We start from the raw sequence: 25,648 nt of genomic DNA on the forward strand, positions 1-25,648 counted from the left end.
ACCATGAAATATTCTCGTTTGCGGCCCGTCGGCCTGCATGCCAGTATCTGGACATATAGCCATCCAGAAGTCTAAAAATTCAAATAATGAACTATCACGGTGGGCAACTAACGCGCCCACCGCTAAGGAGACAGCATGCAACGTCAACAGGCCCCGTTCCGCGCAGACATCGTCGGCAGTTTTTTGCGTCCGGACAGTATCAAACAGGCGCGTCAGCAGCTGGCGGAGGGGCTGATCGACGCCGGTCAGCTGCGCGAAATTGAGAATAACGCTATCCGTCATCTGGTCCAGCAGCAGTGCGACTGCGGCCTGCACGTGGTCACCGACGGCGAGTTTCGTCGCGCATGGTGGCATTTCGATTTCTTCGACGGTCTGCAGGGCGTTGAGCGTTACGATGCCGAGCAGGGGATCCAGTTCAACGGCGTGCAGACCAAAGCCCACGGCGTGCGCGTTACCGGCAAGCTGGCGTTCGGCGACCACCCGATGCTGGAGGATTTCCGCTATCTGAAAAGCATCAGCGGCGACGCGCAGCCGAAGATGACCATTCCCAGCCCGAGCGTGCTGCACTTCCGCGGCGGTCGGAAAGATATTGATGCCACCGTTTACCCGGATCTCAGCGACTACTTCGACGACCTGGCCACCACCTGGCGCGACGCGATCCGCGCCTTTTATGACGCCGGCTGTCGCTATCTGCAGCTGGACGATACCGTCTGGGCCTATCTGTGCTCCGATGCCCAGCGTCAGCAGGTACGCGAGCGCGGCGACGATCCGGATGCGCTGGCGCGCATTTATGCCCGGGTGCTGAACCAGGCGCTGGAGGGCAAACCGGCCGATCTGACGGTGGGCCTCCACGTCTGCCGGGGTAATTTCCGCTCAACCTGGATCTCGGAGGGCGGTTACGAGCCGGTGGCCGAGGTGCTGTTTGGCGGCGTCAATGTCGATGCCTTCTTCCTCGAATATGACAACGACCGCTCCGGGGATTTCGCGCCGCTGCGCTTTATTCGTCCCAGCCATCAGCAGGTGGTCCTCGGGTTGATCACCACCAAAAACGGCGAGCTGGAGAACCCTCAGGGGGTCAAAGCGCGTCTTGCCGAGGCGGCGCAGTATGTTCCGCTTGAGCAGATCTGCCTGAGTCCGCAGTGCGGTTTCGCCTCCACGGAAGAGGGTAACGCCCTCAGCGAAGACCAGCAGTGGCAAAAAGTTCGTCTGGTGACCGCCATCGCCGCCGACGTCTGGTAATGCCTTTCTTAGCGCAGCGTTGCACCGTGATGAGGCAACGCTGCCATCTCCTTCGCCTCCGCCCTCCGCCTGCGCCGCATCCCGCTGTTCTCACAACCTGGCACCGTTTTTGCCTTATCACCTCTGGTTAGCTGTTAATTCTTTATTTTTGCGCTACTCAGGAGTGAATCATGCAACGAAGAACGTTATTAAAAGCTTTTGCACTCTCCGCCTCTGTAATGGCTATGGGTCTCTCATTCCAGGCCTATGCCGCCGACACCATTAAAGTCGGGATTATGCATTCGCTCTCCGGGACGATGGCGATTTCCGAAACGCCGCTGAAGGACGTCGCCCTGATGGCTATCGACGACATCAACGCCAAAGGCGGGGTGCTGGGCAAGAAGCTGGAGCCGGTAGTGGTCGACCCGGCCTCCAACTGGCCGCTGTTCGCCGAGAAGGCGCGCCAGCTGCTGGCCCAGGACAAGGTGGCGGTGGTGTTCGGCTGCTGGACCTCGGTCTCGCGTAAATCGGTGCTACCGGTGTTTGAGGAGCTGAACGGCCTGCTGTTCTACCCGGTACAGTACGAAGGGGAAGAGATGTCCCCCAACGTCTTCTATACCGGCGCGGCGCCTAACCAGCAGGCCATCCCGGCGGTGGAATACCTGCTGAGCGAGGACGGCGGCGGCGCCAAACGCTTTTTCCTGCTGGGAACCGACTACGTCTATCCGCGCACCACCAACAAGATCCTTCGCGCCTTCCTGCATGCCAAAGGGATCCAGGACAAAGATATCGAAGAAGTCTACACCCCGTTCGGCTATAGCGATTACCAGACCATCGTCGCCAATATCAAAAAATTCTCCGCCGGCGGCAAAACGGCGGTGGTCTCCACCATCAACGGCGATTCCAACGTGCCTTTCTACAAAGAGCTGGCTAACCAGGGTCTGAAAGCGACCGACGTGCCGGTGGTGGCCTTCTCGGTGGGGGAAGAGGAGCTGCGCGGCATCGATACCAAACCGCTGGTCGGCAACCTCGCGGCATGGAACTACTTTGAGTCGGTGGATAACCCGACCAATAAAGCCTTTGTCGCCGACTATCGCGCTTACGCCAAAGCGCACAAGCTGCCGAATGCCGATACGGTGGTGACCAACGACCCGATGGAGGCGACCTGGGTGGGTCTGCATATGTGGGCGCAGGCGGTGACCAAAGCCGGCACCACCGACGTGGACAAAGTGCGCGACGCCATGGCCGGGCAAACCTTTAAAGCGCCGTCCGGTTTTACCCTGACGATGGATGCCACCAACCACCATCTGCATAAGCCGGTGATGATCGGTGAAATCGAAGGCAACGGCCAGTTCAATGTGGTCTGGCAGACCGATGAGCCCGTCCGCGCGCAGCCGTGGAGTCCGTGGATCCCCGGTAATGATAAGAAACCTGACCATCCGGTGAAAACCGTCAGCCAGTAAGCGCCAGGGCCGACGGGGCGGGAGCGTCGCGCCCGTCGGCCGCTGACCAGAGGAGAACGACATGAACGCATTGCGTCTCATGAGTGTGTTGGCGCTGCTGCTGAGCTTGCTGCCATGGCGGGCGCAGGCCGCGGAGGCGGATGATTTCGTCGCCGCCAGCCGCAGCCAGCAGGCGCAGCTGTTGACCCAGTGGGCGGCAGCGCCGCAGGCGGATCGCCTGCCGTTGCTGCGGGCGTTAACCAGCGAGAGCCTGGTGATGGACGACGGAAAACATGCCTTCCGCGCCCGACAGGGCGGCTTACAACCGCTGGGCGCCGCCGCCGCGCCGCAGGGCGACACCCGGCCGGTCCGTCTGACCAACCGCCTGCGCAATCTGGCTGCCGGCGCGCTGGCCAGCCATCTTATTTTAAGTGACAACGTCACAGAGCGAGCGTCCGCGGCGCGCACCCTGCAGCGGGAAGCGACCCCGGCCATGGCCGCTCTGCTGCAGCAGCGGCTGAAGGCGGAAAGCGATGATAATGTGCGGGGCCTGCTGGAGGTGGCGCTGGCGCGCCTGCAGTTGACTCAGCCTGAGGCCAGCGCGCGGCTGGCCGCGGTGACGCTGCTCGGCCATTCCGCGGACCCGGAAACCCAGGCGCTGCTGATCCCCTTTACCGATGCCCAGCATGAGCCGGATGCGGCGGTGCGCGAGGCGGCCAGCGACAGCCTGCAAAAGATCAAACATCGTCTGCTGCTCGGCGATCTGCTGGGCCAGGCCTTTATGGGGCTGTCGCTGGGCTCGGTGCTGCTGCTGGCCGCGCTGGGGCTGGCGATCACCTACGGCCTGCTGGGGGTGATTAACATGGCCCATGGCGAGATGCTGATGATCGGCGCCTACAGCTGCTGGCTGGTACAGCAGGTCCTGGCGCAGCTCGCGCCGCAGTGGCTGGCCTTTTATCCGCTGGTCGCGCTGCCGGTGGCCTTCCTGGTCACCGCCGGGATCGGCATGGCGCTCGAGCGCACCATTATTCGTCATCTGTATGGTCGGCCGCTGGAGACGCTGCTCGCCACCTGGGGGATCAGCCTGATGCTTATTCAGCTGGTGCGGATGCTGTTCGGCGCGCAGAACGTGGAGGTGGCGAACCCCGCCTGGCTCTCCGGCGGCGTGCAGGTCCTGCCGAACCTGATCCTGCCGTGGAACCGGCTGGCGGTGCTGGCGTTCGTCCTGCTGGTGCTGTGCTTCACCTGGCTCATCCTGAACCGCACCCGCCTCGGAATGAACGTCCGCGCCGTGACGCAGAACCGGGCGATGGCCGCCTGCTGCGGCGTGCCTACCGGGCGGGTGGATATGCTGGCCTTTGGTCTCGGATCCGGTATTGCCGGGCTGGGCGGCGTGGCGCTGTCGCAGCTTGGCAACGTCGGCCCGGAGCTGGGTCAGGGCTATATCATCGACTCGTTCCTGGTGGTGGTCCTGGGCGGCGTCGGCCAGCTGGCCGGCAGCGTGGCGGCAGCCTTTGGGCTGGGCATTTTCAACAAAATTCTTGAACCTCAGATGGGCGCGGTGCTGGGCAAGATCCTGATCTTGGTGATGATTATTCTGTTTATTCAGAAACGCCCGCAGGGCCTGTTCGCGTTGAAAGGGAGGGTGATTGACTGATGAGCCAACCCATTACCTTAACGCTGGCGCAGCGCGCGCCGCGGCCTCTGCGCTGGCTGGGGGGCCTGTTAGTGCTGGGGCTGCTGAGCATGCCATTCCTGGCGCTGCTGCCGGCCTCCCATCCGCTGGCGGTGCCGAGCTGGCTGCTGACTCTGAGCGGCAAAATCCTCTGCTACGCCATCGTGGCGGTGGCGCTGGATCTGGTCTGGGGCTACGCGGGTATGCTATCCCTTGGCCACGGGATTTTCTTTGCCCTCGGCGGGTACGCCATGGGCATGTACCTGATGCGCCAGGCGGCGGGGGACGGTCTGCCGGCGTTCATGTCTTTTCTCTCCTGGGACGAGCTGCCCTGGTTCTGGTGGGGCACGCAGCATTTCGCCTGGGCGATGGCGCTGGTGGTGCTGGTTCCCGGCCTGCTGGCGCTGGTTTTCGGCTGGTTCGCCTTCCGCTCGAAGATCAAAGGGGTCTATTTCTCGATCATGACCCAGGCCTTGACCTATGCCGGTATGCTGCTGTTCTTTCGCAACGAGACCGGGTTTGGCGGTAACAACGGCTTCACCGGATTTACCACGCTGCTGGGCTTTCCGGTCACCGCCACCGGCACCCGGGCGGCGCTGTTTATGGCCACGGTCCTGCTGCTGTTGCTGACCCTGTGGCTGGGCTCGGCGCTGGCGCAGAGTAAGTTTGGCCGCATCCTCACCGCGGTGCGGGATGCCGAGAACCGCCTGATGTTCTGCGGGTACGACCCGCGCGGCTTCAAGCTGCTGGTGTGGACGCTGTCGGCGGTGCTCTGCGGCCTGGCGGGGGCGTTATACGTCCCGCAGGTGGGGATCATCAACCCCAGCGAAATGTCGCCGACCAACTCCATCGAGGCCGCCATCTGGGTGGCGCTCGGCGGGCGCGGCACCCTGATCGGCCCGGTGCTTGGCGCCGGGCTGGTCAATGGCGCGAAAAGCATTTTCACCGTGGCGATGCCGGAGTACTGGCAGCTGTTTCTTGGCCTCATGTTCATCATCGTGACCCAGTTTTTACCCCGCGGGGTGATGGGGCTGCTGCGTCGAGGAGACCGCTAATGCAACCGGATGAAGGACTGTTTACCCGCCAGCTGCCCGGAGATCGCTTCCGTGCGCAAACCGACCCGGTACTGCAGCTGGAGAACATTAACGTCAGCTTTGACGGTTTCCGGGCGCTGACGGATCTGTCGCTGGCGATAGGCGTCGGCGAGTTGCGCTGCGTGATCGGCCCCAACGGCGCGGGCAAGACCACCCTGATGGACGTGATCACCGGCAAAACCCGGCCGCAGAGCGGCAAAGCGATCTATGACCAGTCGGTGGATCTGACCACTCTCGACCCGGTGGCCATCGCCCGCCAGGGTATCGGGCGCAAGTTTCAAAAGCCGACGGTCTTCGAAGCGCTGACGGTGGCGGAAAATCTCGCCCTGGCGATGAAGGGGGATAAATCGGTGTGGGCCAGCCTGCGCGCCCGGCTGAGCAGCGAACAGGACGATCGGCTGAATGAGGTGCTGCGCCTGCTGCGCCTCGACGGCGAACGCTACCGCCAGGCGGGTCTGCTGTCCCATGGCCAGAAACAGTTTCTTGAGATCGGCATGCTGCTGGTGCAGGAACCGCATCTGCTGCTGCTTGATGAGCCAGCGGCCGGCATGACCGATGCGGAAACCGAATATACCGCGGAGCTGTTTCGCACGCTGGCCGGACAGCACTCCCTGATGGTGGTGGAGCACGACATGGGGTTTGTCGAGACCATCGCCGACCGGGTGACGGTCCTGCATCAGGGCCAGGTGCTGGCGGAGGGGTCGCTGCGGGAGGTGCAGGCCAATGAGCAGGTCATTGAAGTTTATCTGGGACGTTAAGGAGCGCCAATGTTACAGGTGAGTCAGTTACATCAGTACTACGGCGGGAGCCACATCTTGCGCGGGGTGGATTTTACCGCCCGTCAGGGCGAGGTTACCTGCCTGCTGGGGCGCAACGGCGTCGGTAAGACCACGTTGCTGAAATGTCTGATGGGGCTTATTCCGGCGCGTAGCGGCGAGGTGCGCTGGCAGGATCAGAACATCACCCACCGTAAACCGCACCAGCGGGTGCAGGCCGGGGTGGCCTACGTCCCCCAGGGACGCGAGATTTTTCCCCGCCTGACGGTGGAAGAAAACCTGCTGATGGGGCTGTCGCGCTTTCCCGCCCGCGAGGCGCAGCAGGTGCCGGAGGAGATTTACCAGCTTTTCCCGGTGCTCAAGACCATGAAGCAGCGGCGGGGCGGTGACTTATCCGGCGGTCAGCAGCAGCAGCTGGCGATCGGCCGCGCGCTGGCCAGCCGTCCGCAGCTGCTGATCCTCGATGAGCCCACCGAGGGGATCCAGCCCTCGGTCATCAAAGAGATTGGCGAGGTGATCCGTCAACTGGCGAGTCGCGGGGATATGGCCATTCTGCTGGTGGAGCAATTCTATGACTTTGCCGCCGGGCTGGCGGACCACTACCTGGTGATGTCGCGCGGCTCCATCGTCCAGCAGGGAAAGGGCGGAGATATGGAAACCGACGGCGTGCGCGCCCTGGTGACTATCTGATCGGGCCGGCGGCGCGCGCCGCCGGTTTCCATGCTATTTACGCAGCAGCCGCTGCAGGCGCGCCTGGCGCCAGTTTTTGATCCATTCGCCAAAGACGAACAGACGTAATCCTCTCACCACCAGCAGAGCGCCCCAGATCAGGGCGACCCAGCCGGACCAGTAGTACTGCGGGTTCGTGTACCGGTTGAGCACCGTCAGCAGCACGCAGACCACCAGCGCCACCGACAGCGAACGAAAAAAGCGACTCTCCTGCTGCACCCGCGCTTTCGCTTCCTCTATACGCAGATCCAGCGAAGCTTGCGGACCCGGCGCGCCCTCCCGCGAGGCTTCGCCGCCGATCTCGGCCACCGTCACCTCAAAGACCGCGGCGAGGGCGCTGAGGGTCTCCAGCCCCGGGCGTTCGCCATTCTCAATGCGCTGGATCGTGCGGACGCTGAGCCCCGCCATTTCGGCCAGCTGTTCCTGGGACCAGGCGCGCTGCAGCCGTAATTGTTTGACCTGATTGATGCTGTTCATATTCATATGCTCCATGACGTTCTGCGGATGTAAACCTGTGATGGAGTATGGAAAAGCGGGCCGCCAGCCACCACGACAGCGACCCGACAACGGCCCGACAGTAACCTGACAGCCGCATGTCAGCTGGCGTCAGGCCCTGGCCAGCGGAGAATCCGGCTGCCAGGGACGGGCATTGATCCCCCGGAAAATCATCAGCCAGGCGGCGACAATAGCCACGATAAGAATGACAAACAGCGACCAGTGCGGCAGATGGGTGAGGATCAACCCGGTGAACATCGGGTTGAAGGCCGCGCCCAGCCATCCCAGCGACTGAGCGGAGAAGTAGCTGGCCTTCATTCCCGGCGGGGCGATATGGTCAATCAGCATATACTCGCCGGGGGCATAAATCACCTCGCCAAGGGTGAAGATCGCCGCCGAGATCCCCCACGCCCACAGGCTGGCGCCGGAGAACATAAAGCCCACGAGGCCGATCACAAAGCAGACGGTACCGAAGGTCATCAGCGGGCGGATATTTCTCGCGCTCAGCCGCCGGCCAACGGCGTACTGCAGGGCGACGACCACCGCGGCGTTAACCGGCAGCACTACGGCCACGACTTTCTCTGCGAAGTCGCTGCTGGCGACCACCAGCACGTACTGCGAGATACAGGAGGCGAAGGCGCCGCCGACGAAGGAGGCCAGCAGCCCGGAACAGGTAAACCACAGCAGCGCGCGGTCGCGCAGCAGCACCGAAGGCGTCCAGGCGGCAGCTCCCGGCTGGGCGGCGGCGGCCCCATCCCGCTGGAGAAACAGCTGAATAAACACCAGCGGGAAGGCGGCGCAGGCCGCCGCCAGCCAGAAGGGCAGATTAATGCTGTGCATCACCAGCAGCGTGCCGATAGGCGGCCCGACGGTCCAGCCGATGTTGAGGATGGTGTAGTTCAGCGAGAAGATGCGCGCTTTTTTCTCCGCCGTCAGCCGGTCGGCGAACCAGGCTTTCAGTACGGTGGAAAAGACCGAATAGGCGCAGTTGATCAGCGCAAAGAAGATCACCACCAGGGTCGCGTTATGGACCAGCGGTATCGCGCTGAAACCGAGGATAAATACCAGCACTGACCACACCATATAGCGCTTTTTGTCGAACTTGTCCGCGAGGATGCCAAAGCCCATGCTGAACAGCACGCCGACCACCAGGGCCAGCGACAGGGCGTAGCCGATCACATCCACCTCCAGCTGATAGCGTCGGGTGAGGTAGATGGTCATAAACGGCAGTGTGGCCCCGCGGCCGATAGTCAACAGTAACGACGATGCCAGCAGCGCGATGGTGGAGCGCCGGAGTGTGGTGATCATGATTTCCTTGCCTGTCATGTTGTTATAATTTTATGTCTTCGATCACAAATAACACGGTCATCACGCCTTGTACAGGTCGCCCCGGTCGCGATCGGCACTTCTGAACCTGCCAAAAATAATGATCTATCCTGGCGGCCGCTTTTTCGCTACTTTGATTTTGTTCACAAAAATTCTAATAACGACAGAGGCAGGGGTATGACGAGGAAAGATGGACTGCTGGCGCTGCTGGTAGTGGTGGTGTGGGGGCTTAACTTCGTGGTGATTAAGCTGGGATTGCACAATATGCCGCCGCTGATGCTGGCGGGCCTGCGCTTTATGCTGGTGGCCTTTCCAGCGCTGCTGTTTGTCGCCCGGCCAGCCATTCCGTTGCGCCTGCTGTTGGGCTATGGCCTGACCATTAGCTTTGGCCAGTTTGCCTTTCTGTTCTGCGCTATCGGCCTGGGCATGCCGGCGGGGCTGGCGTCGCTGGTTCTGCAGGCGCAAGCCTTCTTTACCATCATCCTCGGCGCCTTCGTCTTTGGCGAACGCCTGCAGGGCAAGCAGCTGGCGGGGATCGCTCTGGCGATCTTCGGCGTGCTGGTGCTGGTGGAGGGGAGCCTCGGAGGGGAACATGTCCCGCTGGTGGGCTTTATGCTGACCCTGGCGGCGGCGCTCAGCTGGGCCTGCGGCAATATTTTTAACAAAAAAATCATGTCCCAGGCGACCCGGCCGCCGATCATGTCGCTGGTGGTGTGGAGCGCATTGATCCCGGTGCTGCCGTTTATGCTCGCCTCGTGGCTGATCGATGGCCCGCAGTTGATGCTGGCGAGTCTGCGCCAGATCGATGTGCTGACGGTTCTCTCGCTGCTTTACCTGGCGTTTATCGCCACTATTGTCGGCTACGGTATCTGGGGCTCGCTGCTGGGGCGGTATGAAACCTGGCGGGTGGCGCCGCTGTCGCTGCTGGTGCCGGTGGTGGGGATGGCCAGCGCCGCGCTGCTGCTGGGAGAGACGCTGAGCGGGCTGCAGCTCGCCGGGGCGGCGCTGATCATGGCCGGGCTCTATATCAACGTTTTCGGTCTGCGTCTGGTGCGGCCGGGCATGGCGCGCGGGTAAAAAAAAGCCCCGGAGACGGGGCTATACACAAGTATGCGTGTAATGGCATCACAGGTCGTGCTGCTGGTAGTACGGCACGCCAAGTTCGTCAGATTTATCATTGCCGGCCGCCATATGATTGAAATCAAACGGCGAGTCGTTATGTTCCGAAGGGATAATCATTGTGTCACGCTGGTTTTGCCGCACCGGCGTGGTGGTTTGCTCCGCATAGCTGAAGCTGGATGCCAGCGACATAACGACGATGGCTGCGGCAGCGAATAGTTTCATGATTTCCTCAATACGTCTTTAATAATGCAGGCGATTAACAACAGTTATTTAGCGGATGCAGATAGCGGGATTCGCCAGGTACATTCGTTATGCGATATTTGTGGGGCGGAACATCGAAATAGTTTTTAAACGTTCGCGTCAGGGTCTGCTGCGATTCGAAACCGTAGCGTTCCGCCAGGTACAGGATTGGCTCATTGCTCTGCTTGAGCTTTTGCGCAATCTCCGTCAGCTTACGGCTGCGGATGTACTGGCCGAGGGAATGGCCGGTCTCTTTCTTAAACATACGTTGCAGGTGCCACTTGGAGTAACCTGAGCGCTCAGACACTTTTTCCAGCGACAGGGGCGATTCCAGGTTATCCTCGATCCACGACAAAATACTATGGATAGTGATGGCGTCATTATTACGTCTGGACATCATCTTACCTCTTCTTATTTTTACGGCAGGACCTTCTTGAGGAGTTGCTCAAGCATGGCGACTTCGTCCGCCGACAGATTTTTTGTTAACTCCTGGTGTAACTTCTGACCCACAACCTGATGACACTGCTCGCAAAGGGCTGCGCCGTCTGGCGTCAACTGCACCAGCACGCCGCGCTTGTCAGCGGGGTTGGGTAACCGTTCAATCCAGCCTTTACACGCCAGGCGGTCGAGCATACGCGTCATCGCGCCCGGGTCGACGGAAAGCACGGTTTTCAGCTCAACGGGGGTAATACATACCTCGCAACGAATGGAACAGAGCACCCGGAACTGGGTCGCGGTAATATCCATGGGTGAGAGGTAGTCATTGAGCAGGCGATCTTTTTTCTGGTTAACCATCTGGATCAAGCGGCCCAGCGGGATCATCTCGTTGAACAGGTCGCTGGTACTTTTCATGATGGTTGCCCAGGCAATGATTTAGTTGCGAGTGATACTATTGCCCAGGCAATCATAAGTCAACATTATGAATTGGCCGATGCCACGATTTGCTAAAACAAGAAAATTCGACACGGGTCACTGTTTGTGAATTTTCTAACGCTTGTTAATTTTTGGCGAAGGTGATTTATCAGCAGGCTGGCGTTGGAATTGTTGAAGCCGGTATACTCACGGCGTGAAACCATCCTTAAAAAATGAATATTTACGGGGCTTTTTTTAACTATGTTTGATTTGTTTAAAGCGATAGGGCTCGGCCTGGCGGTGCTGTTACCGCTGGCGAATCCGCTGACTACCGTGGCGCTGTTCCTTGGCCTGGCGGGCAATATGAACAACGCCGAGCGGAACAAACAGGCGTTGATGGCTTCGGTGTATGTCTTCGCCATCCTGATGGTGTCGTGGTATGCCGGCCAGGTGGTGATGAATACATTCGGCATATCAATACCTGGGCTGCGTATCGCCGGGGGGTTGATTGTGGCCTTTATCGGTTTCCGCATGCTGTTCCCCCAGCAAAAAGCCCACGATTCGATGGAAGCGAAGATCAAATCGGAAGAGCTACAGGATGAGCCAACCGCCAATATCGCCTTTGTGCCGCTGGCGATGCCAAGCACCGCCGGTCCGGGCACCATCGCGATGATCATCAGTTCCGCCTCAACCGTGAAGCACGGCGTGGACTTCCCGGAGTGGGTGGTGCTGGCGGCGCCGCCGATTATCTTTGCCCTGTTGGCGATCATTCTCTGGGGTTGCCTGCGCAGTTCGGGGGCGATTATGCGTCTGGTAGGCAAAGGCGGCATTGAGGCCATTTCGCGGCTGATGGGCTTCCTGCTGGTCTGCATGGGCGTGCAGTTCATTATTAACGGCGTGCTGGAGATTATTTCGACCTGGCATCCCTGACCGCGGTGATGCGCAGAGAGACAAAAGCCCGCCGGAGCGATACCGACGGGCTTTTTTTTTGCGGCTCAATCAAGAGTGGTGCGGCTGGTGCTCTTCCAGCGATACCGGCCAGCGACGGAAGATCAGCAGGGCCCAGATCAGGCCTGCCAGCGCCGGGATGGCGCCGATGTAGCCGATGGAGGCCATAGAGAGGTGCAGACTCACCTGGCTGCCTACCAGCGCGCCGGCGCCAATGCCGATGTTAAAGATGCCCGAGAACAGCGACATGGCGACGTCGGTGGCGTCCGGGGCGGAGGCCAGCACTTTCACCTGCATGCCGAGACCGATAATCATGATCGCCACCCCCCAGAAGATGCTGAGCAGCATCAGGTGGTGCGGGTTATGCGAGGCCGGCAAAAGCAGCAGCAGACAGGCCAGCAGCAGGCCGATGGCGAGGCTTATCAGCCCCGAAGCGTGCTGGTTACCGAGCTTGCCGAACAGAATGCTGCCGATAATCCCGGCCCCGCCGAGGATCAGCAGCAGTACGGTGGCAAAATTGCCGCTCAGACCCGCCACCGTCTGGACGAAGGGTTCGATATAGCTGTAGGCGGTATAATGGGCGGTCACCACCACCACGGTCAGAATGTACACGCTGACCAGCGCCGGGCGACGGAGCAGCACCGGCAGGCTTTTCAGCGAGCCTGAGTGTTCGCTCGGCAGCGTCGGCAGCAGTTTCACCAGGCATGCCAGAGTGGCTAAGGCGCCGAGGCCGATCGCCAGGAAGGTCATCCGCCAGCCAAAATACTGGCCTATGATGCGGCCGATCGGAATGCCAAACACCATCGCCAGCGCGGTACCGGTGGCGATCAGGCTCAGCGCCTGCGCCCGTTTGCCCGGGGGCGCCATGCGGATGGCCAGCGCCGACGTTATCGACCAGAACACCGCATGGGCGAAGGCGATGCCGATGCGGCTGATGACCAGCACGTCAAAATTCCATGCAAAGAACGACAGCACATGGCTGGCGATAAACAGAATAAACAGGCCGATGAGCAACCGCCGACGCTCCACTTTGCTGGTCAGCAGCATAAACGGCAGCGACATTAACGCCACCACCCATGCGTAGATGGTCAGCATCATGCCCACCTGGGCGGTTTCCATGCCGAAGCTGTCGGCAATATCCGACAGCAGACCGACCGGGGCAAATTCTGTGGTGTTAAAAATAAACGCGGCGATGGCCAACGTCACGACACGTAGCCACGCTACCTTGCGTGAGACCGTATTCGTAGTCATAAGCTCTGGACTGGTGATTCAGGGGAAGATGTGACGCTGATCTTAAAACGTTTGCTGGCGAAAAGACAATCATTTTGTGATCTGCATCTCATTTCACTGCAAACGGCCAGGTGCGGTTAAGCAATTAATTTTGCTATGGATAGTGTCAGGGGGGCGCTTTTATGTCATGTTGAAGGAAAGTAAAAAAAGTAAGGACAGTGTATGCAGGAAATACAATTTTATCTGGTCGATGCTTTCAGCGATAAAAACTTCGGCGGCAATGCCGCGGCCGTTTGCCCCCTCAGCGAGTGGTTAGCCGACGATGTGCTGCTGAAAATGGCCCAACAGCATAACCAGTCCGAAACGGCGTTCTTCGTCCGCACCGACGAAGGCTATGAGCTGCGCTGGTTTACCACCCTTGGCGAGATCAACCTCTGCGGCCACGCCACCCTGGTGACGGCGCACGTTATTTTTGAATATCTCGACCATCCCTCGGCGACGATTACCTTTAGCACCCGTTTTGTCGGCGACCTGCGGGTGACCCGCAGCGGCGACTGGCTGACGCTCGACTTCCCGGCGTGGACGACCACCCCGGTGGCCAATCCGCCGGCGGACCTGCTGGCCGGACTGGGCCTCGAGGCGGCCGTCGAGGTACGGGAAGGGCGCGATTATCTGGTGCTGCTGGCGGATCGCCGGCAGGTTGAAGCGGTGCAACCGGACATGGCGCGCCTGCAGACGCTCGGCAAAATGATCTGCGTGAGCGCGCCGGATGAGGAATATGACTTTGTCAGCCGCTTCTTCTGCCCGGGAGAAGGGGTGCCGGAGGATCCGGTGACCGGCTCCGCCCACAGCATGCTGATCCCCTGGTGGGGCGACAAGCTGGGGAAAACCACCATGATGGCGCGCCAGGTCTCCGCCCGCGGCGGGGATCTGCGCTGCCAGTGGCAGGGCGACCGGGTGCTGATCGGCGGCCAGGCCACCACCTATCTGCGCGGGACTGTCTATTTACGTTAATCCTCACCGCCGCGTCGTTCCGTTGTCCGGGGACGGCGCGGCGTGCGTCATCAGGCAAGGGAGGCGCCACCGCACATCACCAGCTCCTGTCCGGTCATCGCCGATGCGCCCTCACTCAATAACCAGCTTATCAGCGAGACCACCTCCTGCGGGGTAATGAGCCGCCCCAGCGGCGGCAGCCGCGGCGGAGAGCTTTCCCTGCCAGGCTGATGGAGCATCGGCGTATCGGTTGCCCCGGGCGCCACCACGTTGACCGTCACCCCTGCGGGCGCCAGCTCTGCCGCCCAGCTTCTGGCAAGGGCGACCAGCGCCGCTTTGGTGGCCGTATACTGGGAACGACCCGCTGCGCCTCGTGATGTTCGGCTTCCCAGCAGAACAACCCTCCCGCCCGGCTCCATGGCCGGGGCGAAGTGATTGACCAGCGTTTGGGCCGCGTCGACATGTAAACGCCACAGCGACTCGCCGCGCAGTGGATCAAGATTGCCCAGAGGCGCGGCGGTCATCGAACCCGCGGCGTGGATGATGGCCTGAGGAGGCTCAATCTGTTCCAGCGCCGCCAGCAGCGCGCTGCGTTGGCTGACATCGACCTCCAGATGGCGAAAGTTCGGCTGTGAGAAGGGCGGCAGCGAACGGCTCATGCCGACCACCTGCCAGCCGTCCTCCAGCAATTGCCTCACCACCGCGGCGCCGATCCCGGAACTGGCCCCGGTGACTATGGCCCGCTTCATTGCGCCTCCAGCATCGCTGCCGGTATCTTGAATACTGCCTTTCTGACCGGCGCTGGCGTCGAAACCGCACACAGCGCCTGGTGCGGTTCGCCGGGGTAAAAGACCGCGAAGTCGCCGGGACGCAGCAGAATAGAGACACTCTCCGGGGCCGGCTGACAGAGATAGAGGTCGGGCTTAAGCTCATTATCCTGCGGGCGCATCACGGCAGCCATGCCCGCCTGGATCCGCTCCTCGCCGGCCAGGATGACCTGAATATCCGCCCACTGGCGATGATATTCCGTATGCCGCTCGGCCGCAGGCTGGGTTTGCGCCACGCCGAGGGTGCAGAACCACGGCGCGCCGTCGGGCTGGAAGCGGCCATCCTCTCTGGCGCTCAGGGCGGCCAGCGAACAGGCCTCGCTGCTCAAAAGCTGCTTTAACGCCGGCGGCAGACCAGCCTGGTGCAGCGCCTGCAGGGTACCGATAATCATGCGCTTTCTCCTTTCACCCACTGTGGCGAAACGCGAACATACTTGATCGCCTGGCGGTACCAGGTGTAGGCGATATGCAAATTACCGTCTGCTCCCTGTTTGATGCTGGGGTAGGAGAACTCCCGGTTCAGCTTCTGCTCCGAATTATTGGTCATGCAGTAGCCGTCGCCCTCGTCAAGATTACGCAGCCACGGCCAGCTTTTGCCGCCGTCAGGCGAGATCGCCACCGTCATCGGCGCGCGGGGCGCGCCCCAGAAGGCGCTTTTTCCGGTTGTTTCCGGCTCCTTACGGCCATCGTCATCCGCAATTTCATCGTACAGTGAGGCTCGGCGTTCGGTGGCCCCGGCGGCGCTCATATTATTAAACACCAGCGCCAGTTCGCCATTGTCGAGAGTCGTCGCCTGAATGGACGAGTTGTTGTTCGGCAGCGTCGTTGGCACCGGCGCAGACCAGCTTTCACCCTGGTCGCTGGAGCGGCTGAACCAGATGTGATCCGCCCAGCGACTGCGAAAGAAGGCCGCCAGTCCGCCGTCGGGATGCGCGGTGATGCTCATATGGACGCAGCCAAGACTCTCCGGGACCGCCACGTCGCGCCAGCTTCTGCCGCCGTCGGAGGAGATCTTCACCGCGCTGACGTCATTGTTACCCACCCATTTCTCGCCGGGTGCAGTGCGGCAGTAAAACACCGGCAGCAGCCAGCTGCCGTCAGGCATGATGCTAATCGGCTGGCGAATAAAGGTACCGGGCTGATCCAACAGGGTATCGATGGGTCCCCAGCTTTGCCCGCCGTCGTGTGACTGGCGGTAGCGCACAATGGCGGTATCCTGGTTGCCGGCGAATTGCGCCGTCCATAACAGCCACACTACTTGGTCCGGCGCCTGAAACAGCACCGGATTTTGTTCCGAGCGGTCAGGATCGTCGGAGAGCTTAACCGCTTCGCTCCAGCGATCGCTGCCGGGGGCTAACCGCGAACCCCAGATCGAAATGTCGGCTTTCCCCTCCTGGGAGCCGCCGAACCAGACGCACATCAGGCTGCCATCTTCCAGCTGAAGCAGGTTGGCGGCATGATTTTGCGGGCAGGCGCTGGGGAGCATCGCCCATGCGATATGTTCATCTTGCTGGTGCTGGCGAATGACGCCGTCGAAAGAAGGAATTGCGGACATGTTTTAGACTCCACGTTGCTCAACAGGGGCAGGGGATGATTGTGATTTATTCGGGATCAGGCGATCGATGACCATGATGATCGCCGGGGTCGCCAGGGCGACATACATGTTATTGATGCCGAACGGATCGCCAAGTAAATACCAGACGGAGGTCACCACGCAGGCGCCGATCAGACCGGCATTGGCGCCGCGGGTGCTCCTGAAGAAGGGGGCATAGAAGGCGATGACCGCCACTACGGTAATGGACAGGCGGATGGCGCGGGTGAAGAAGGAGAGTTTCAGCACTTCCGGCACCAGCAGCACAAAGATCAGCGGCAGGAAGCCGATAATTAACGATGCCCAGCGCGTGGCTCTGAACTCCTGATCCGGAGTTGGGTTACGCCATGGCACGTAGAAATCTTTCACCACCAGCGAGGCAATGGCCAGAGCAACGGTACTTACGCTGACGAATATCGAGGCCACAAGTGACGTTGTCACGAGTCCCGCCAGCCAGGGATTCATGTCCTGCAGAAATACCGGCAGGGCGTACAGGCTGTTGATTTCTGGATGCAGATACTTCGCCGCCACGCCGATGATGGCGATGGCAAGGGCGATGGGCAGGCAGAAAAAGAAGGCGATCCACGTGGAGCGCTTTGCTGACCGGACGTCTTTGGTGGAGCTGATCGCCTGGATAACAAACTGGGTGCAGAAGATGGAGCCGATAGTGCCGATAAGCCAGGCGAAGATAGTGCCAGCGCCAATGTTGCCATCCCACGTCCAGTAGTAATCCGGCATCTTCTCAATCATCGGCGTGAAGCCGCCGGTTTTGGATAGAGCAAAACCCAGAATGATCAGCAGACCAGCGTATTTTAACGCGCTGTGTAACATGGTGACCCAGGCGACGCCTTTCATGCCGCCGAAGGCGAAATAGAAGGTACTGACGATGGCGGTAATAAAGGCGGCCACGGGTAAGTTGACTTTTAAGACGGTGGAAATAGCCGCGGCGCCGCTGACGTAGTTGCCCACGTTAACCAGCAACAGCGCATAAATCATGATCAGGGAGATAATATTTTTGGTACTGGTGCCATATTTCTCAGCGATAGCCCCGGATATGGTGATTTTCCCGGTGTTATAGATGCGCTTTACCAGAATCAAACCGAACAGCGGGAAGCCGATGGCCGCCCCCAGCACGGACCATGAGGCGGCAATTCCGCTCTCAAAGGCGGCCTGAGCGGTACCGATGGTTGATTTGGCGCCAATATATTCCGACATCAGTAATATACCGACAATAAAGGCCGGCATGGCGCGCGAGCCTTCCATAAAATCCCCGGAATTCTTACTACGAATACGGAATGTCAGCCAGGTGGTAAACAGAATATAGGCAATGACAATGCCGACAATAATAAAGGTATCTTCAGCGGTAAAATGATTCATCTTAGCCTCTCTCTGGGCGTACGAATCCTGGGTACGGCGGTACCCGGTCTGTTTTATTTACGAAACGCAGCGGGTATTACGCTAAATAACGGGCAATGATGCCGCGTATTTCCTGCAGCTGCTGGTCACTAAACTGCACCGCGTAGCGGCTGTCGCCCACCTCATGGCCCATCAGCTGCAGCGCTTTTTTCACCGCCGCGGGTGAGAACGCTACCTTGTACAGGTCGGTGCGCAGGCCCGTTACCCGCTCCTGCGCCTGGCGCGATCCGGCGATATCTCCAGCATGGAACAGCGACCAGATAGCGTTGATCTCGGCAGGCGCGACGTTGGCAAGCCCCGAGATGCAGGCTGAGCAGCCGTCGACAAACCCCTGATGGATAAGCGAGTCCGGGCCGTTGAGAACGTCGAAACCGTCAATGTCGCGTACCGCGTCAAGAAAGCCTTTCAGACTGTCGTAGCTGCCGGCGCTATCCTTGATGCCAATGATATTGTCGTGCTGCGCCAGCTTACGCGCTGTCTCCGGCGCAAGGGTGTTACCGGTGCGGGCGGGAATGTTGTAAAGAAAGAGCGGGACGCTCAGCGCGTCGGCGATCGCCGTATAGTGGTTTATCAGCTCATCCTGCTTCAGGGGCACGAACCACGGGGTAATGGCCGATACCGCGTCAACCCCGAGGCGGGCGATCTGCTGGCCAAGCCGGCGAGTCTCCCGCGTGGAAACCTCCCCGATGTGGGCTACCACCGGCGCGCGACCGGCGGCCGCCTCCACGCAGGTTCTGGCGACGGCGATCTTCTCTTCCTCATTGAGGACAAAAAACTCGCCGTTGGTGCCGCCGCAGAATATGCCGTTGCCCGCGGCGATCTGGCGCTGCACCTGCTGCTGCAGCGCTGGCAGGTTAAGGGCTCCCTCTGTGGTAAAGGGGGTAACGATGGCGGTGAGTACGCCGCTAATGGCTCTCCTCATTTGATTTTCTCCTGTTAGGCATGTTCCGGAAACAGCGTCTGGTAGATAGCCGCGATCTCTTCACGGCTGACGCTGCAGGGGGCGTTATTCATCAGGCGTTTAACGTTCTGCGCCGCCGCGCTGAGGGCGGGGATGCTGTCTGCGGGAACGCCGAGCGCGGCGAGGTTATCGGGCAGCGGTAAGCGTTTGACCAGCGCCGCCAGCCATGCCACCAGCGCATGGGATTTCTCTTCCTCGCTGAGGGTGAGGTCCGCGTCGGGGATCAGATCCCAGACCTGAGCGAACTTCGCCACCGCGTGGGGGCGGACCACCCGCATGCAGGGCGCCAGCAGAATGGCGTTGGCCACCCCGTGCGGCAGGTGCCAGGTGCCGCCGAGCGGATAGGAGAGCGCATGCACCAGATGGGTGCCGGCATAGTTGATCGCCGCGCCGCCGTACCACGAGGCCCAGAGCATCTCCAGCTTCGCCGTCAGGTCCTGCGGCTGATCCACCGAGCGTTCGATATAACGCACCAGCTTGTGTAAACCGATTAACGCCGCGTTATCGCTTACCGGGTTGGCCACGGTGGAGGTGAAACACTCCAGCAGATGGCACAGAGCATCGATCCCGGTCGAGGCTGCGATGCTGGCCGGCATGCTGGTGGTCAGCTCCGGCAGCAGGGCGACGTAGTCCGGGAGCAGCACCGGGGAGATGATCCCCACTTTGGTCTGCTGCTCGGGGATCGCCAGAATAGCGTTCGGCGTTGCTTCGGAGCCGGTCCCGGCGGTGGCAGGGATCAGCAGGGAGCATAGCCGTCGTTGCGGCTGTTCACCCGCCAGCAGGGCCGTCAGAGTGGGGGCTTGCGGATGCAGCAGCACCGACAGCAGTTTCGCCACGTCCAGTACGCTCCCGCCGCCAATGCCGACGACCATCTGCGGTTGAGAAGCGCCCAGCTGGCTGACGATCTCCGCCACATCCTGATGACTGGGCTCGGCAGGCACACTGTTAATGACCTCAACCTGGCGCCCGTCAGCCGCCAGCAGGCGATGGATCGCCCGGGTCGCCTCCAGCGCCCCGACGTTCTGATCGGTCACCAGCAGGATACGGGTTTTATCTGCCAGCAGCGGGAGCAGGGCCGATGAGGCGCCAGCCCCGCTGATGATCGTGCTGTGTATCGTCGCCACGCGTTTCTCCTTGGTAGTGGTTGATTGAATTCAATCATTCACGAGTTGTTCTACTCGTCTGGTGGGGAAAAGTTATAATTTATACGGCGGTTTAATAACTTGAGCTTGCTCACATTTAATCAAATATGATTGAATATAATCAATTTCAGGTTTGCAACGTTTACAACGACCACAAGGCAGGACAATGAAAGACGGCAATAACAGCGTGCTGGTGCTGGCAGATGACTTTACCGGAGCCAATGACGCCGGGGTCAGCCTGGCGGAGGCGGGTATGTCGGTAGAAGTGGCATTCTCCGCCGGGCAAGCGTCATCCGCCCGGGCGTTAATACTCAACAGCGACAGCCGGGCGATGACCGCCGGCGCGGCCGCCGACAAGGTCACCGCTCTGCTGCGCGGCGCGGCGCGATTCGCCCCGCGCTGGCAGATAAAGAAGATCGACTCCACGCTGCGCGGCAACCCCGGCGCCGAACTGGAAGCGATGATGACGGCGCAGGGCTGCCGGGTGGCGGTTGTGGCGCCGGCTTACCCGGCGGCCGGGCGGCATACCCGGGACGGACGCTGCTATGTACACGGGATACCCCTCGATCACACCGAATTTGCCAGCGATCCGAAGACGCCGGTTAGCCGGGCGGATATTGCCGGCATTCTCGCCATGCAGAGCCGGCTGCCGAGCCGGTCGCTGAGCGCCGCCCAGCTTCCGGGAGCGTTAGCGACGGCAGGCGAAGCGAGGCAGGTACTGATTATCGACGCCTGGGAAGACAGCCATCTGGACCAGGTGATTGACGCCGTCGCTCCTCATGCGCAGGAGACCCTGCTGGTCGGCTCGGCAGGCCTTTGCGAGGCGCTGGCGCGCCGCCTGCGCCGCAGCGAGCAGGGGCCGCTGCTGGCGGTGGTCGGCTCGATGAGCGAGATGGCGCAGCGCCAGGTCGCGGCGCTGCAGGCTCATTCCCGAGTGAGAAAGATCGAAATTGATGTCGAACAGGCCTTTAGCGGATCGCCGAAGGAGGAAGCCTCGCGGATCGCCGAGGTGCTGCGTGAGGGTGATCACTGCGTGGTGACCACCCGCCCGAATAACGCCGTCCGGCACGGGATTGAAGCCCAGTGCCGCGAACGCGGTCTCAGCCGTGCCGCCTACGGGGAGCACATCTGCGCCTGGCTTGCCGACGTTACGGCACAGGCGGTGGCGCTGTGCCCCCCTGGCGCGCTGTATCTCTCCGGTGGCGATGTGGCCATCGCCGTGGCTCAGGCGCTCGGCGCCACCGGTTTTCAGATCCGCGGCCGGGTCGCGGAGTGCGTCCCATACGGATACTTCCTCGGCGGCCGCTGGTCGCGGCCGGTGATGACTAAAGCCGGAGGATTCGGCACCGACACCACGCTATTACATGTTGTGAATTTTATTGAGGAGAAACTGAGTGTCTAACATCATTGCAGTCACAATGGGCGACCCGGCAGGGATTGGTCCGGAGATTATCATCAAATCCCTCGCCGAAGGAGCGCTGAGCGGCGCGCCGGTGGTGGTGGTGGGCTGCGCGCAGACGCTGCGGCGTATCCTGGCGTTAAACATCACCCCGCGGGCGGAGCTACGCATCATTGATCATCCCGCCGAGGCAAGCTTTGCCCCGGCGACGATTAACGTCATCGATGAGCCGCTGAGCGACCCGCAGGGGTTGCGTCCTGGCGAAGTGCAGGCCCAGGCCGGGGATCTGGCGTTTCGCTGCATTAAGCGGGCGACCCGCCTCGCGCTGGAGGGCGCCGTCGCGGCCATCGCCACCGCGCCGTTGAATAAAGAGGCGCTGCATCTGGCGGGGCATGCTTTTCCCGGTCATACGGAACTGTTGGCCCACCTGACGCAAACCACCGATTACGCCATGGTGCTGTACACCGAAAAGCTTAAGGTTATCCATATCACCACCCATATCGCCCTGCGCCAGTTCCTTGACACCCTCAACCAGCCGCGGATCGAGACAGTGATCGGCGTGGCGGATCGCTTTCTGCGCCGCGTCGGCTATCAGCGTCCGCGCATTGCGGTCGCCGGCGTGAACCCGCACGCCGGGGAGAACGGCCTGTTTGGCGATGAAGAGATCCGCATCGTCGCCCCCGCGGTTGCCGCCATGCGGGAGCAGGGAGTGGAGGTAACCGGCCCCTGTCCGCCGGACACGGTGTTTATGCAGTGTCATGAGGGGATGTACGACATGGTCGTGGCGATGTATCACGACCAGGGGCATATTCCGCTGAAGCTGCTGGGATTCTATGATGGGGTCAATATCACCGCCGGGCTGCCGTTTATCCGCACCTCTGCGGATCATGGCACCGCGTTTGATATTGCCTGGACAGGTAAAGCGAAGTCTGAGAGCATGGCAACCTCCATTGAGCTCGCCATGCAGATCGCGCAGGAATAACATGAAGGGATATAACCGGTTAGAGCAGATTATGGACTTCCTGAAAAGCCATAATCTGGTGACAGTCGACCAGCTGGTGGCGGCGACCAACGCCTCGCCAGCCACCATTCGCCGCGACCTGATCAAACTCGATCAGGAAGGGGTGATCAGCCGCACGCATGGCGGGGTGACGTTGAACCGGTTTATTCCTGCCCAGCCGACGACGCTGGAGAAAGCCCAGCGCAGCCCGCTGGAAAAGCAGGCGATCGCCAGCGCGGCGGCAGCGCTGGTGAAAGCCGGCGACGCCATAGTGCTTGATGCCGGCACCACCATGATTGAGCTGGCGCGGCAGATCACCCATCTGCCGCTGCGGGTGATCACCAGCGATTTACATATCGCCCTGTTTTTGTCGGAATTTAAGCAGATTGAAGTGACGATTATCGGCGGGCGCATCGATGACAGCAGCCAGTCGTGCATCGGCGATCACGGCCGCCGCCTGCTGCAGACCATCTGGCCCGATCTCGCCTTCGTCAGCTGCAACGGCTGGGACCTTGAGAAAGGGATCACCGCCCCGACGGAGGAGAAGGCCGCCCTGAAACGCGATCTGATGGCCAATGCCCGCCGGCGCATTCTGCTGGCGGACAGCTCCAAATACGGCGCCTGGTCACTCTTCAACATTGCCCCGCTGGAGTCGTTGACCGATATCGTCACCGACGGCCACCTGCCGGAAGCGACCCGCGAGGCGCTGGTGACCCTTTCCCCTCAGCTGATCATTGCCGACTGATCCAGACGCCGCCGTCTGCCGTCAGGGCAGACGCGCGATATTGGCTTTGATCACCGCAACCGACTGGCTGAACTTCGCCTGTTCTTCGCCGGCCAGCCGCAGTTCGATAATCTGCTCCACGCCCCCCTGGGCCAGCACCGCCGGCACCCCAGCCGCCGCGCCGCTGACCCCGTACTCACCGTCAAGAATGCAGGAGACCGCCAGCGCGCGGTGGCTGCCGGTAAAAATATTGCGGCAGATCTCGGCGATGGTGCCTGCCACGCCATATTCCGTACAGCCTTTGCCGGCGTAGATCTCAAACCCCAGCTTGCGCACTTTGTCGGCCATCGCCTCCCGGTCGAGCGGCCGGCCGGCGCGTTGCTGGTAGAGGTCGGCGATCGGCGTGCCATATACCGAGGAGTGCGACCATACCGGAAACTGGGTATCGCCGTGCTCGCCGAGGATAAAAGCGTCGATGCTCTGGGCGCCAATGTTCAGCTCCTGCGCCAGCAGACGACGCAGGCGGGTGGTATCCAGCCAGACGCCGGTGCCCAGCACCTGGCTGCGCGGCAGACCGGAGAGCTGCCATACCTGCCAGGTGATGATGTCACACGGGTTGGTGGCCACCAGGAAGATGCCGTTAAACCCGTTGGCCATCATGGTCGGCACAATGCTCTTGACGATTTTCGCGGTAGTGGTCAGTTCATCGAGACGGCTCTGGCCGGGGCGCAGCGCGCCGCCGGAGACGGTGATCACCGCGATGTCGACATCGGCGCAGTCGCTGGCCTCGCGGGTGGAGATGGTCATCATTCCCGGCAGATAGGCCGCGGCGTCGCTGAGGTCATGAGCGTGGGCCTCGGCGCGCGGCTGGTTAAGGTCGACGAGGATCAGCTCCTCGCAAATGCTCTGGTTGAGCAGGGCGTAGGCCGCTGACGCGCCGACGTTACCGGCGCCAATAATCATCACTTTACGGGTTTTGGTGCGCATATTCAGGTCTCAAAAACGGACGGCAGGGGATAAAGTTAATGCGTTTCAGTTAGTTAGCGCAAGTGGTGGGCGGCAATATAAGTTAATGCTATGGCGGAAACCGTTCCGGGGCGCGCTACAGTGGCGTAAAAAAAGGAGCTCACCTATGTATACCATCACCGACATCGCCCCCACCGACGCCGAATTTACCGCCCTGATTGTCGCCCTCGACGCCTGGCAGGAGACACTCTACCCGGCGGAGAGCAACCATCTGCTGGACCTCGGCCAGCTGCCGCCGGAGACAGTGATCGCCCTGGCGATCCACAGTCCGCAGGGCGAAGCCGTTGGCTGCGGGGCTATCGTCCTCAGCGATGAAGGTTTTGGCGAGATGAAGCGGGTCTATATTGATCCACAGCATCGTGGGCAACAGCTGGGAGAAAAGCTGCTGGCGGCCCTGGAGGCGAAAGCGCGCCAGCGCGACTGCCATACTCTGCGCCTGGAGACCGGCATCCATCAGCATGCGGCCATCACCCTCTATACGCGCAACGGCTATCAGACCCGCTGCGCGTTTGCTCCCTACCAGCCCGATCCGCTCAGCGTCTTTATGGAGAAACCGCTGTTTGCCGATCTTCGTTCAGCAGCGCTATAAACGCTTCCAGCTGGCGGGTTTTGGCGCCCCGGCGCCACACCAGCCAGGTGGTGAGCCAGCGCCACTCTTCCGCCAGCGGCCAGGCGGAAACCTGCTGATGGCCCGGCATACTCTCCAGCATACTGCGCGGGATCAGCGCCAGCCCGGCGCCGGCGATCACGCAGGCCAGCATCCCGTGATAAGACTCCATCTCATGGATCCGGCCCGGAGTAGCTCTGTCGGCATGGAACCAGCTCTCAAAATGCCGGCGGTAGGAACAGTTGGCGCGAAAAGCGTAGACATTAGCCCCGTTCACTTCGCTGGCGCGGGCGATGGGCGCGTGGCCGTAGGGGGCGACGATCATCATCTCTTCAGGGAACACCGGCAGCCCCTCCAGGCCCGGGTGCACCAGCGGTCCGTCAACGAACGCGGCGCTCAGGGCTCCCTCCAGCACGCCGTCGATCATCGTCCCGGAGGGGCCGGTGGAGAGGGCGAGATGAATTTTCGGGTAGCGCTGATTAAAGTGGGCCAGGGTGGTGGGGATCCGCACCGCCGCGGTGCTCTCCAGCGAACCGAGAGAGAAGAGTCCCTGGGGTTCGTCGCCCGCCACTACCATTCGCGCCTCGTCCACCAGGGCGAGGATCTGCTGGCTGTAGCGTAAGAAGCTGTGGCCCGCGGGCGAGAGGCGCAGCCGCTGGTTCTCGCGGATAAACAGCTCAACGCCAAGATCCGCCTCCAGCTGGCGGATGCGGGTGGTGAGGTTGGACGGCACGCGATGCACTTTCTGCGCTGCCTGGGTAATGCTGCCGGTGCTTGCGACGGCGTTAAACATCTCTAGCTGAGTCAGGTCCATA

General features: G+C 61.2%; 27 protein-coding genes. 13 read left to right on the forward strand and 14 right to left on the reverse strand.

Annotated elements, in window-relative coordinates:
* The first annotated feature begins 135 nt into the window (after nt 1-135).
* The 6 genes from QLG03_RS22250 (at nt 136) to urtE (ending at nt 6,895) form a co-directional block, all read left to right on the forward strand.
* Nucleotides 136-1,239: a cobalamin-independent methionine synthase II family protein gene (locus QLG03_RS22250; RefSeq protein WP_048334860.1), complete on the forward strand. Its 1,104-nt coding sequence runs from the start codon at nt 136-138 to the stop codon at nt 1,237-1,239.
* Between the two features lie 170 nt (nt 1,240-1,409).
* The gene (gene urtA, locus QLG03_RS22255) at nt 1,410-2,681 is read left to right on the forward strand and encodes an urea ABC transporter substrate-binding protein (protein ID WP_004205981.1); all 1,272 of its coding nucleotides are present in this window, start codon (nt 1,410-1,412) and stop codon (nt 2,679-2,681) included.
* 61 nt (nt 2,682-2,742) lie between these two features.
* The gene (urtB, locus tag QLG03_RS22260; RefSeq protein WP_048334859.1) at nt 2,743-4,317 is read left to right on the forward strand and encodes an urea ABC transporter permease subunit UrtB; all 1,575 of its coding nucleotides are present in this window, start codon (nt 2,743-2,745) and stop codon (nt 4,315-4,317) included.
* Nucleotides 4,317-5,390 carry an urea ABC transporter permease subunit UrtC gene (gene urtC, locus QLG03_RS22265; protein WP_255987500.1) on the forward strand — a complete coding sequence of 358 codons (1,074 nt, stop codon included), beginning with the start codon at nt 4,317-4,319 and terminating at the stop codon, nt 5,388-5,390. The genes urtB and urtC overlap by 1 nt, the downstream gene beginning before the upstream one ends.
* A complete protein-coding gene (gene urtD / locus QLG03_RS22270; RefSeq protein ID WP_023289616.1) occupies nt 5,390-6,187 on the forward strand; it encodes an urea ABC transporter ATP-binding protein UrtD in 798 nt (265 codons plus the stop codon). The genes urtC and urtD overlap by 1 nt, the downstream gene beginning before the upstream one ends.
* A gap of 9 nt (nt 6,188-6,196) precedes the next feature.
* A complete protein-coding gene (gene urtE, locus QLG03_RS22275) occupies nt 6,197-6,895 on the forward strand; it encodes an urea ABC transporter ATP-binding subunit UrtE (RefSeq protein ID WP_065812502.1) in 699 nt (232 codons plus the stop codon).
* Between the two features lie 33 nt (nt 6,896-6,928).
* Here urtE and QLG03_RS22280 read toward each other — a convergent pair whose 3' ends face one another.
* Nucleotides 6,929-7,411 (reverse strand): helix-turn-helix domain-containing protein, encoded by a 483-nt coding sequence (locus tag QLG03_RS22280; protein WP_255987504.1) that lies wholly within the window; start codon nt 7,409-7,411, stop codon nt 6,929-6,931.
* A 129-nt stretch (nt 7,412-7,540) separates the two neighbouring features.
* Complete coding sequence (gene ydeE, locus QLG03_RS22285) at nt 7,541-8,737, reverse strand: efflux MFS transporter YdeE (protein WP_032452770.1); 1,197 nt, start codon at nt 8,735-8,737, stop codon at nt 7,541-7,543.
* A gap of 195 nt (nt 8,738-8,932) precedes the next feature.
* On the opposite strand from ydeE, the gene eamA reads away from it, so the two are divergent.
* The gene (eamA, locus tag QLG03_RS22290; protein ID WP_023289620.1) at nt 8,933-9,832 is read left to right on the forward strand and encodes an O-acetylserine/cysteine exporter; all 900 of its coding nucleotides are present in this window, start codon (nt 8,933-8,935) and stop codon (nt 9,830-9,832) included.
* A gap of 48 nt (nt 9,833-9,880) precedes the next feature.
* Here eamA and marB read toward each other — a convergent pair whose 3' ends face one another.
* The 3 genes from marB to marR are packed head-to-tail and all read right to left on the reverse strand — an operon-like array spanning nt 9,881 to nt 10,969.
* Nucleotides 9,881-10,099, reverse strand: coding sequence for a multiple antibiotic resistance protein MarB (gene marB, locus QLG03_RS22295; RefSeq protein ID WP_032452772.1), 219 nt, complete (start codon nt 10,097-10,099; stop codon nt 9,881-9,883).
* 34 nt (nt 10,100-10,133) lie between these two features.
* Complete coding sequence (gene marA, locus QLG03_RS22300) at nt 10,134-10,514, reverse strand: MDR efflux pump AcrAB transcriptional activator MarA (RefSeq protein WP_004205971.1); 381 nt, start codon at nt 10,512-10,514, stop codon at nt 10,134-10,136.
* A gap of 20 nt (nt 10,515-10,534) precedes the next feature.
* Nucleotides 10,535-10,969, reverse strand: coding sequence for a multiple antibiotic resistance transcriptional regulator MarR (gene marR, locus QLG03_RS22305; RefSeq protein ID WP_004143563.1), 435 nt, complete (start codon nt 10,967-10,969; stop codon nt 10,535-10,537).
* Nucleotides 10,970-11,230: 261 nt separating this feature from the next.
* Between marR and QLG03_RS22310 the strand changes: the two genes are divergently transcribed.
* Entirely contained in the window at nt 11,231-11,899 is a 669-nt protein-coding gene (locus QLG03_RS22310; protein ID WP_004205969.1) for a MarC family NAAT transporter, read from the forward strand.
* A 69-nt stretch (nt 11,900-11,968) separates the two neighbouring features.
* Here the strand turns inward: QLG03_RS22310 and QLG03_RS22315 are convergent, their stop codons facing one another.
* A complete protein-coding gene (locus QLG03_RS22315) occupies nt 11,969-13,168 on the reverse strand; it encodes a sugar transporter (protein ID WP_255987507.1) in 1,200 nt (399 codons plus the stop codon).
* 201 nt (nt 13,169-13,369) lie between these two features.
* Here QLG03_RS22315 and QLG03_RS22320 point away from each other — a divergent pair, with 201 nt between their 5' ends.
* Complete coding sequence (locus QLG03_RS22320; protein ID WP_255987508.1) at nt 13,370-14,161, forward strand: PhzF family phenazine biosynthesis protein; 792 nt, start codon at nt 13,370-13,372, stop codon at nt 14,159-14,161.
* A 50-nt stretch (nt 14,162-14,211) separates the two neighbouring features.
* Here the strand turns inward: QLG03_RS22320 and QLG03_RS22325 are convergent, their stop codons facing one another.
* The 6 genes from QLG03_RS22325 to QLG03_RS22350 all read right to left on the reverse strand — a co-directional run bounded on the left by QLG03_RS22325 (nt 14,212) and on the right by QLG03_RS22350 (nt 20,059).
* Nucleotides 14,212-14,889: an SDR family oxidoreductase gene (locus QLG03_RS22325; protein WP_048297478.1), complete on the reverse strand. Its 678-nt coding sequence runs from the start codon at nt 14,887-14,889 to the stop codon at nt 14,212-14,214.
* Nucleotides 14,886-15,359, reverse strand: a complete 474-nt coding sequence (locus tag QLG03_RS22330; protein WP_048297479.1) for a YhcH/YjgK/YiaL family protein — start codon at nt 15,357-15,359, stop codon at nt 14,886-14,888. Before QLG03_RS22330 ends, QLG03_RS22325 begins: the two co-directional genes overlap by 4 nt.
* Nucleotides 15,356-16,522 carry an exo-alpha-sialidase gene (locus QLG03_RS22335; protein ID WP_255987509.1) on the reverse strand — a complete coding sequence of 389 codons (1,167 nt, stop codon included), beginning with the start codon at nt 16,520-16,522 and terminating at the stop codon, nt 15,356-15,358. Before QLG03_RS22335 ends, QLG03_RS22330 begins: the two co-directional genes overlap by 4 nt.
* A gap of 3 nt (nt 16,523-16,525) precedes the next feature.
* Nucleotides 16,526-17,935, reverse strand: coding sequence for a sodium:solute symporter family protein (locus QLG03_RS22340; RefSeq protein ID WP_023289627.1), 1,410 nt, complete (start codon nt 17,933-17,935; stop codon nt 16,526-16,528).
* A 76-nt stretch (nt 17,936-18,011) separates the two neighbouring features.
* Nucleotides 18,012-18,896, reverse strand: a complete 885-nt coding sequence (locus tag QLG03_RS22345; protein ID WP_023289628.1) for a dihydrodipicolinate synthase family protein — start codon at nt 18,894-18,896, stop codon at nt 18,012-18,014.
* Between the two features lie 14 nt (nt 18,897-18,910).
* Nucleotides 18,911-20,059, reverse strand: coding sequence for an iron-containing alcohol dehydrogenase (locus QLG03_RS22350; protein ID WP_255987510.1), 1,149 nt, complete (start codon nt 20,057-20,059; stop codon nt 18,911-18,913).
* A 184-nt stretch (nt 20,060-20,243) separates the two neighbouring features.
* Between QLG03_RS22350 and QLG03_RS22355 the strand changes: the two genes are divergently transcribed.
* From QLG03_RS22355 to QLG03_RS22365, 3 genes are read left to right on the forward strand one after another with little or no spacing between them, the layout of a single operon-like run.
* Entirely contained in the window at nt 20,244-21,479 is a 1,236-nt protein-coding gene (locus QLG03_RS22355) for a four-carbon acid sugar kinase family protein (protein ID WP_255987511.1), read from the forward strand.
* On the forward strand, nt 21,472-22,458 hold the full coding sequence (locus tag QLG03_RS22360) for a D-threonate 4-phosphate dehydrogenase (RefSeq protein WP_044522925.1): 987 nt from the start codon (nt 21,472-21,474) through the stop codon (nt 22,456-22,458). The genes QLG03_RS22355 and QLG03_RS22360 overlap by 8 nt, the downstream gene beginning before the upstream one ends.
* A 1-nt stretch (nt 22,459) precedes the next feature.
* Nucleotides 22,460-23,221, forward strand: coding sequence for a DeoR/GlpR family DNA-binding transcription regulator (locus QLG03_RS22365; protein ID WP_023289632.1), 762 nt, complete (start codon nt 22,460-22,462; stop codon nt 23,219-23,221).
* Between the two features lie 21 nt (nt 23,222-23,242).
* Here QLG03_RS22365 and QLG03_RS22370 read toward each other — a convergent pair whose 3' ends face one another.
* Nucleotides 23,243-24,187, reverse strand: coding sequence for an L-lactate dehydrogenase (locus QLG03_RS22370; protein WP_255987512.1), 945 nt, complete (start codon nt 24,185-24,187; stop codon nt 23,243-23,245).
* 145 nt (nt 24,188-24,332) lie between these two features.
* On the opposite strand from QLG03_RS22370, the gene QLG03_RS22375 reads away from it, so the two are divergent.
* Nucleotides 24,333-24,815 carry a GNAT family N-acetyltransferase gene (locus QLG03_RS22375; RefSeq protein WP_255987513.1) on the forward strand — a complete coding sequence of 161 codons (483 nt, stop codon included), beginning with the start codon at nt 24,333-24,335 and terminating at the stop codon, nt 24,813-24,815.
* Here the strand turns inward: QLG03_RS22375 and QLG03_RS22380 are convergent.
* The gene (locus QLG03_RS22380) at nt 24,769-25,647 is read right to left on the reverse strand and encodes a LysR family transcriptional regulator (RefSeq protein WP_023289635.1); all 879 of its coding nucleotides are present in this window, start codon (nt 25,645-25,647) and stop codon (nt 24,769-24,771) included. The two genes, QLG03_RS22375 and QLG03_RS22380, sit on opposite strands and share 47 nt — an antisense overlap.
* Nucleotide 25,648: the final 1 nt, after the last annotated feature.

The organism is Klebsiella sp. V115_8 (assembly GCF_029967715.1).
Taxonomy (GTDB): Bacteria; Pseudomonadota; Gammaproteobacteria; order Enterobacterales; family Enterobacteriaceae; genus Klebsiella; species Klebsiella quasipneumoniae.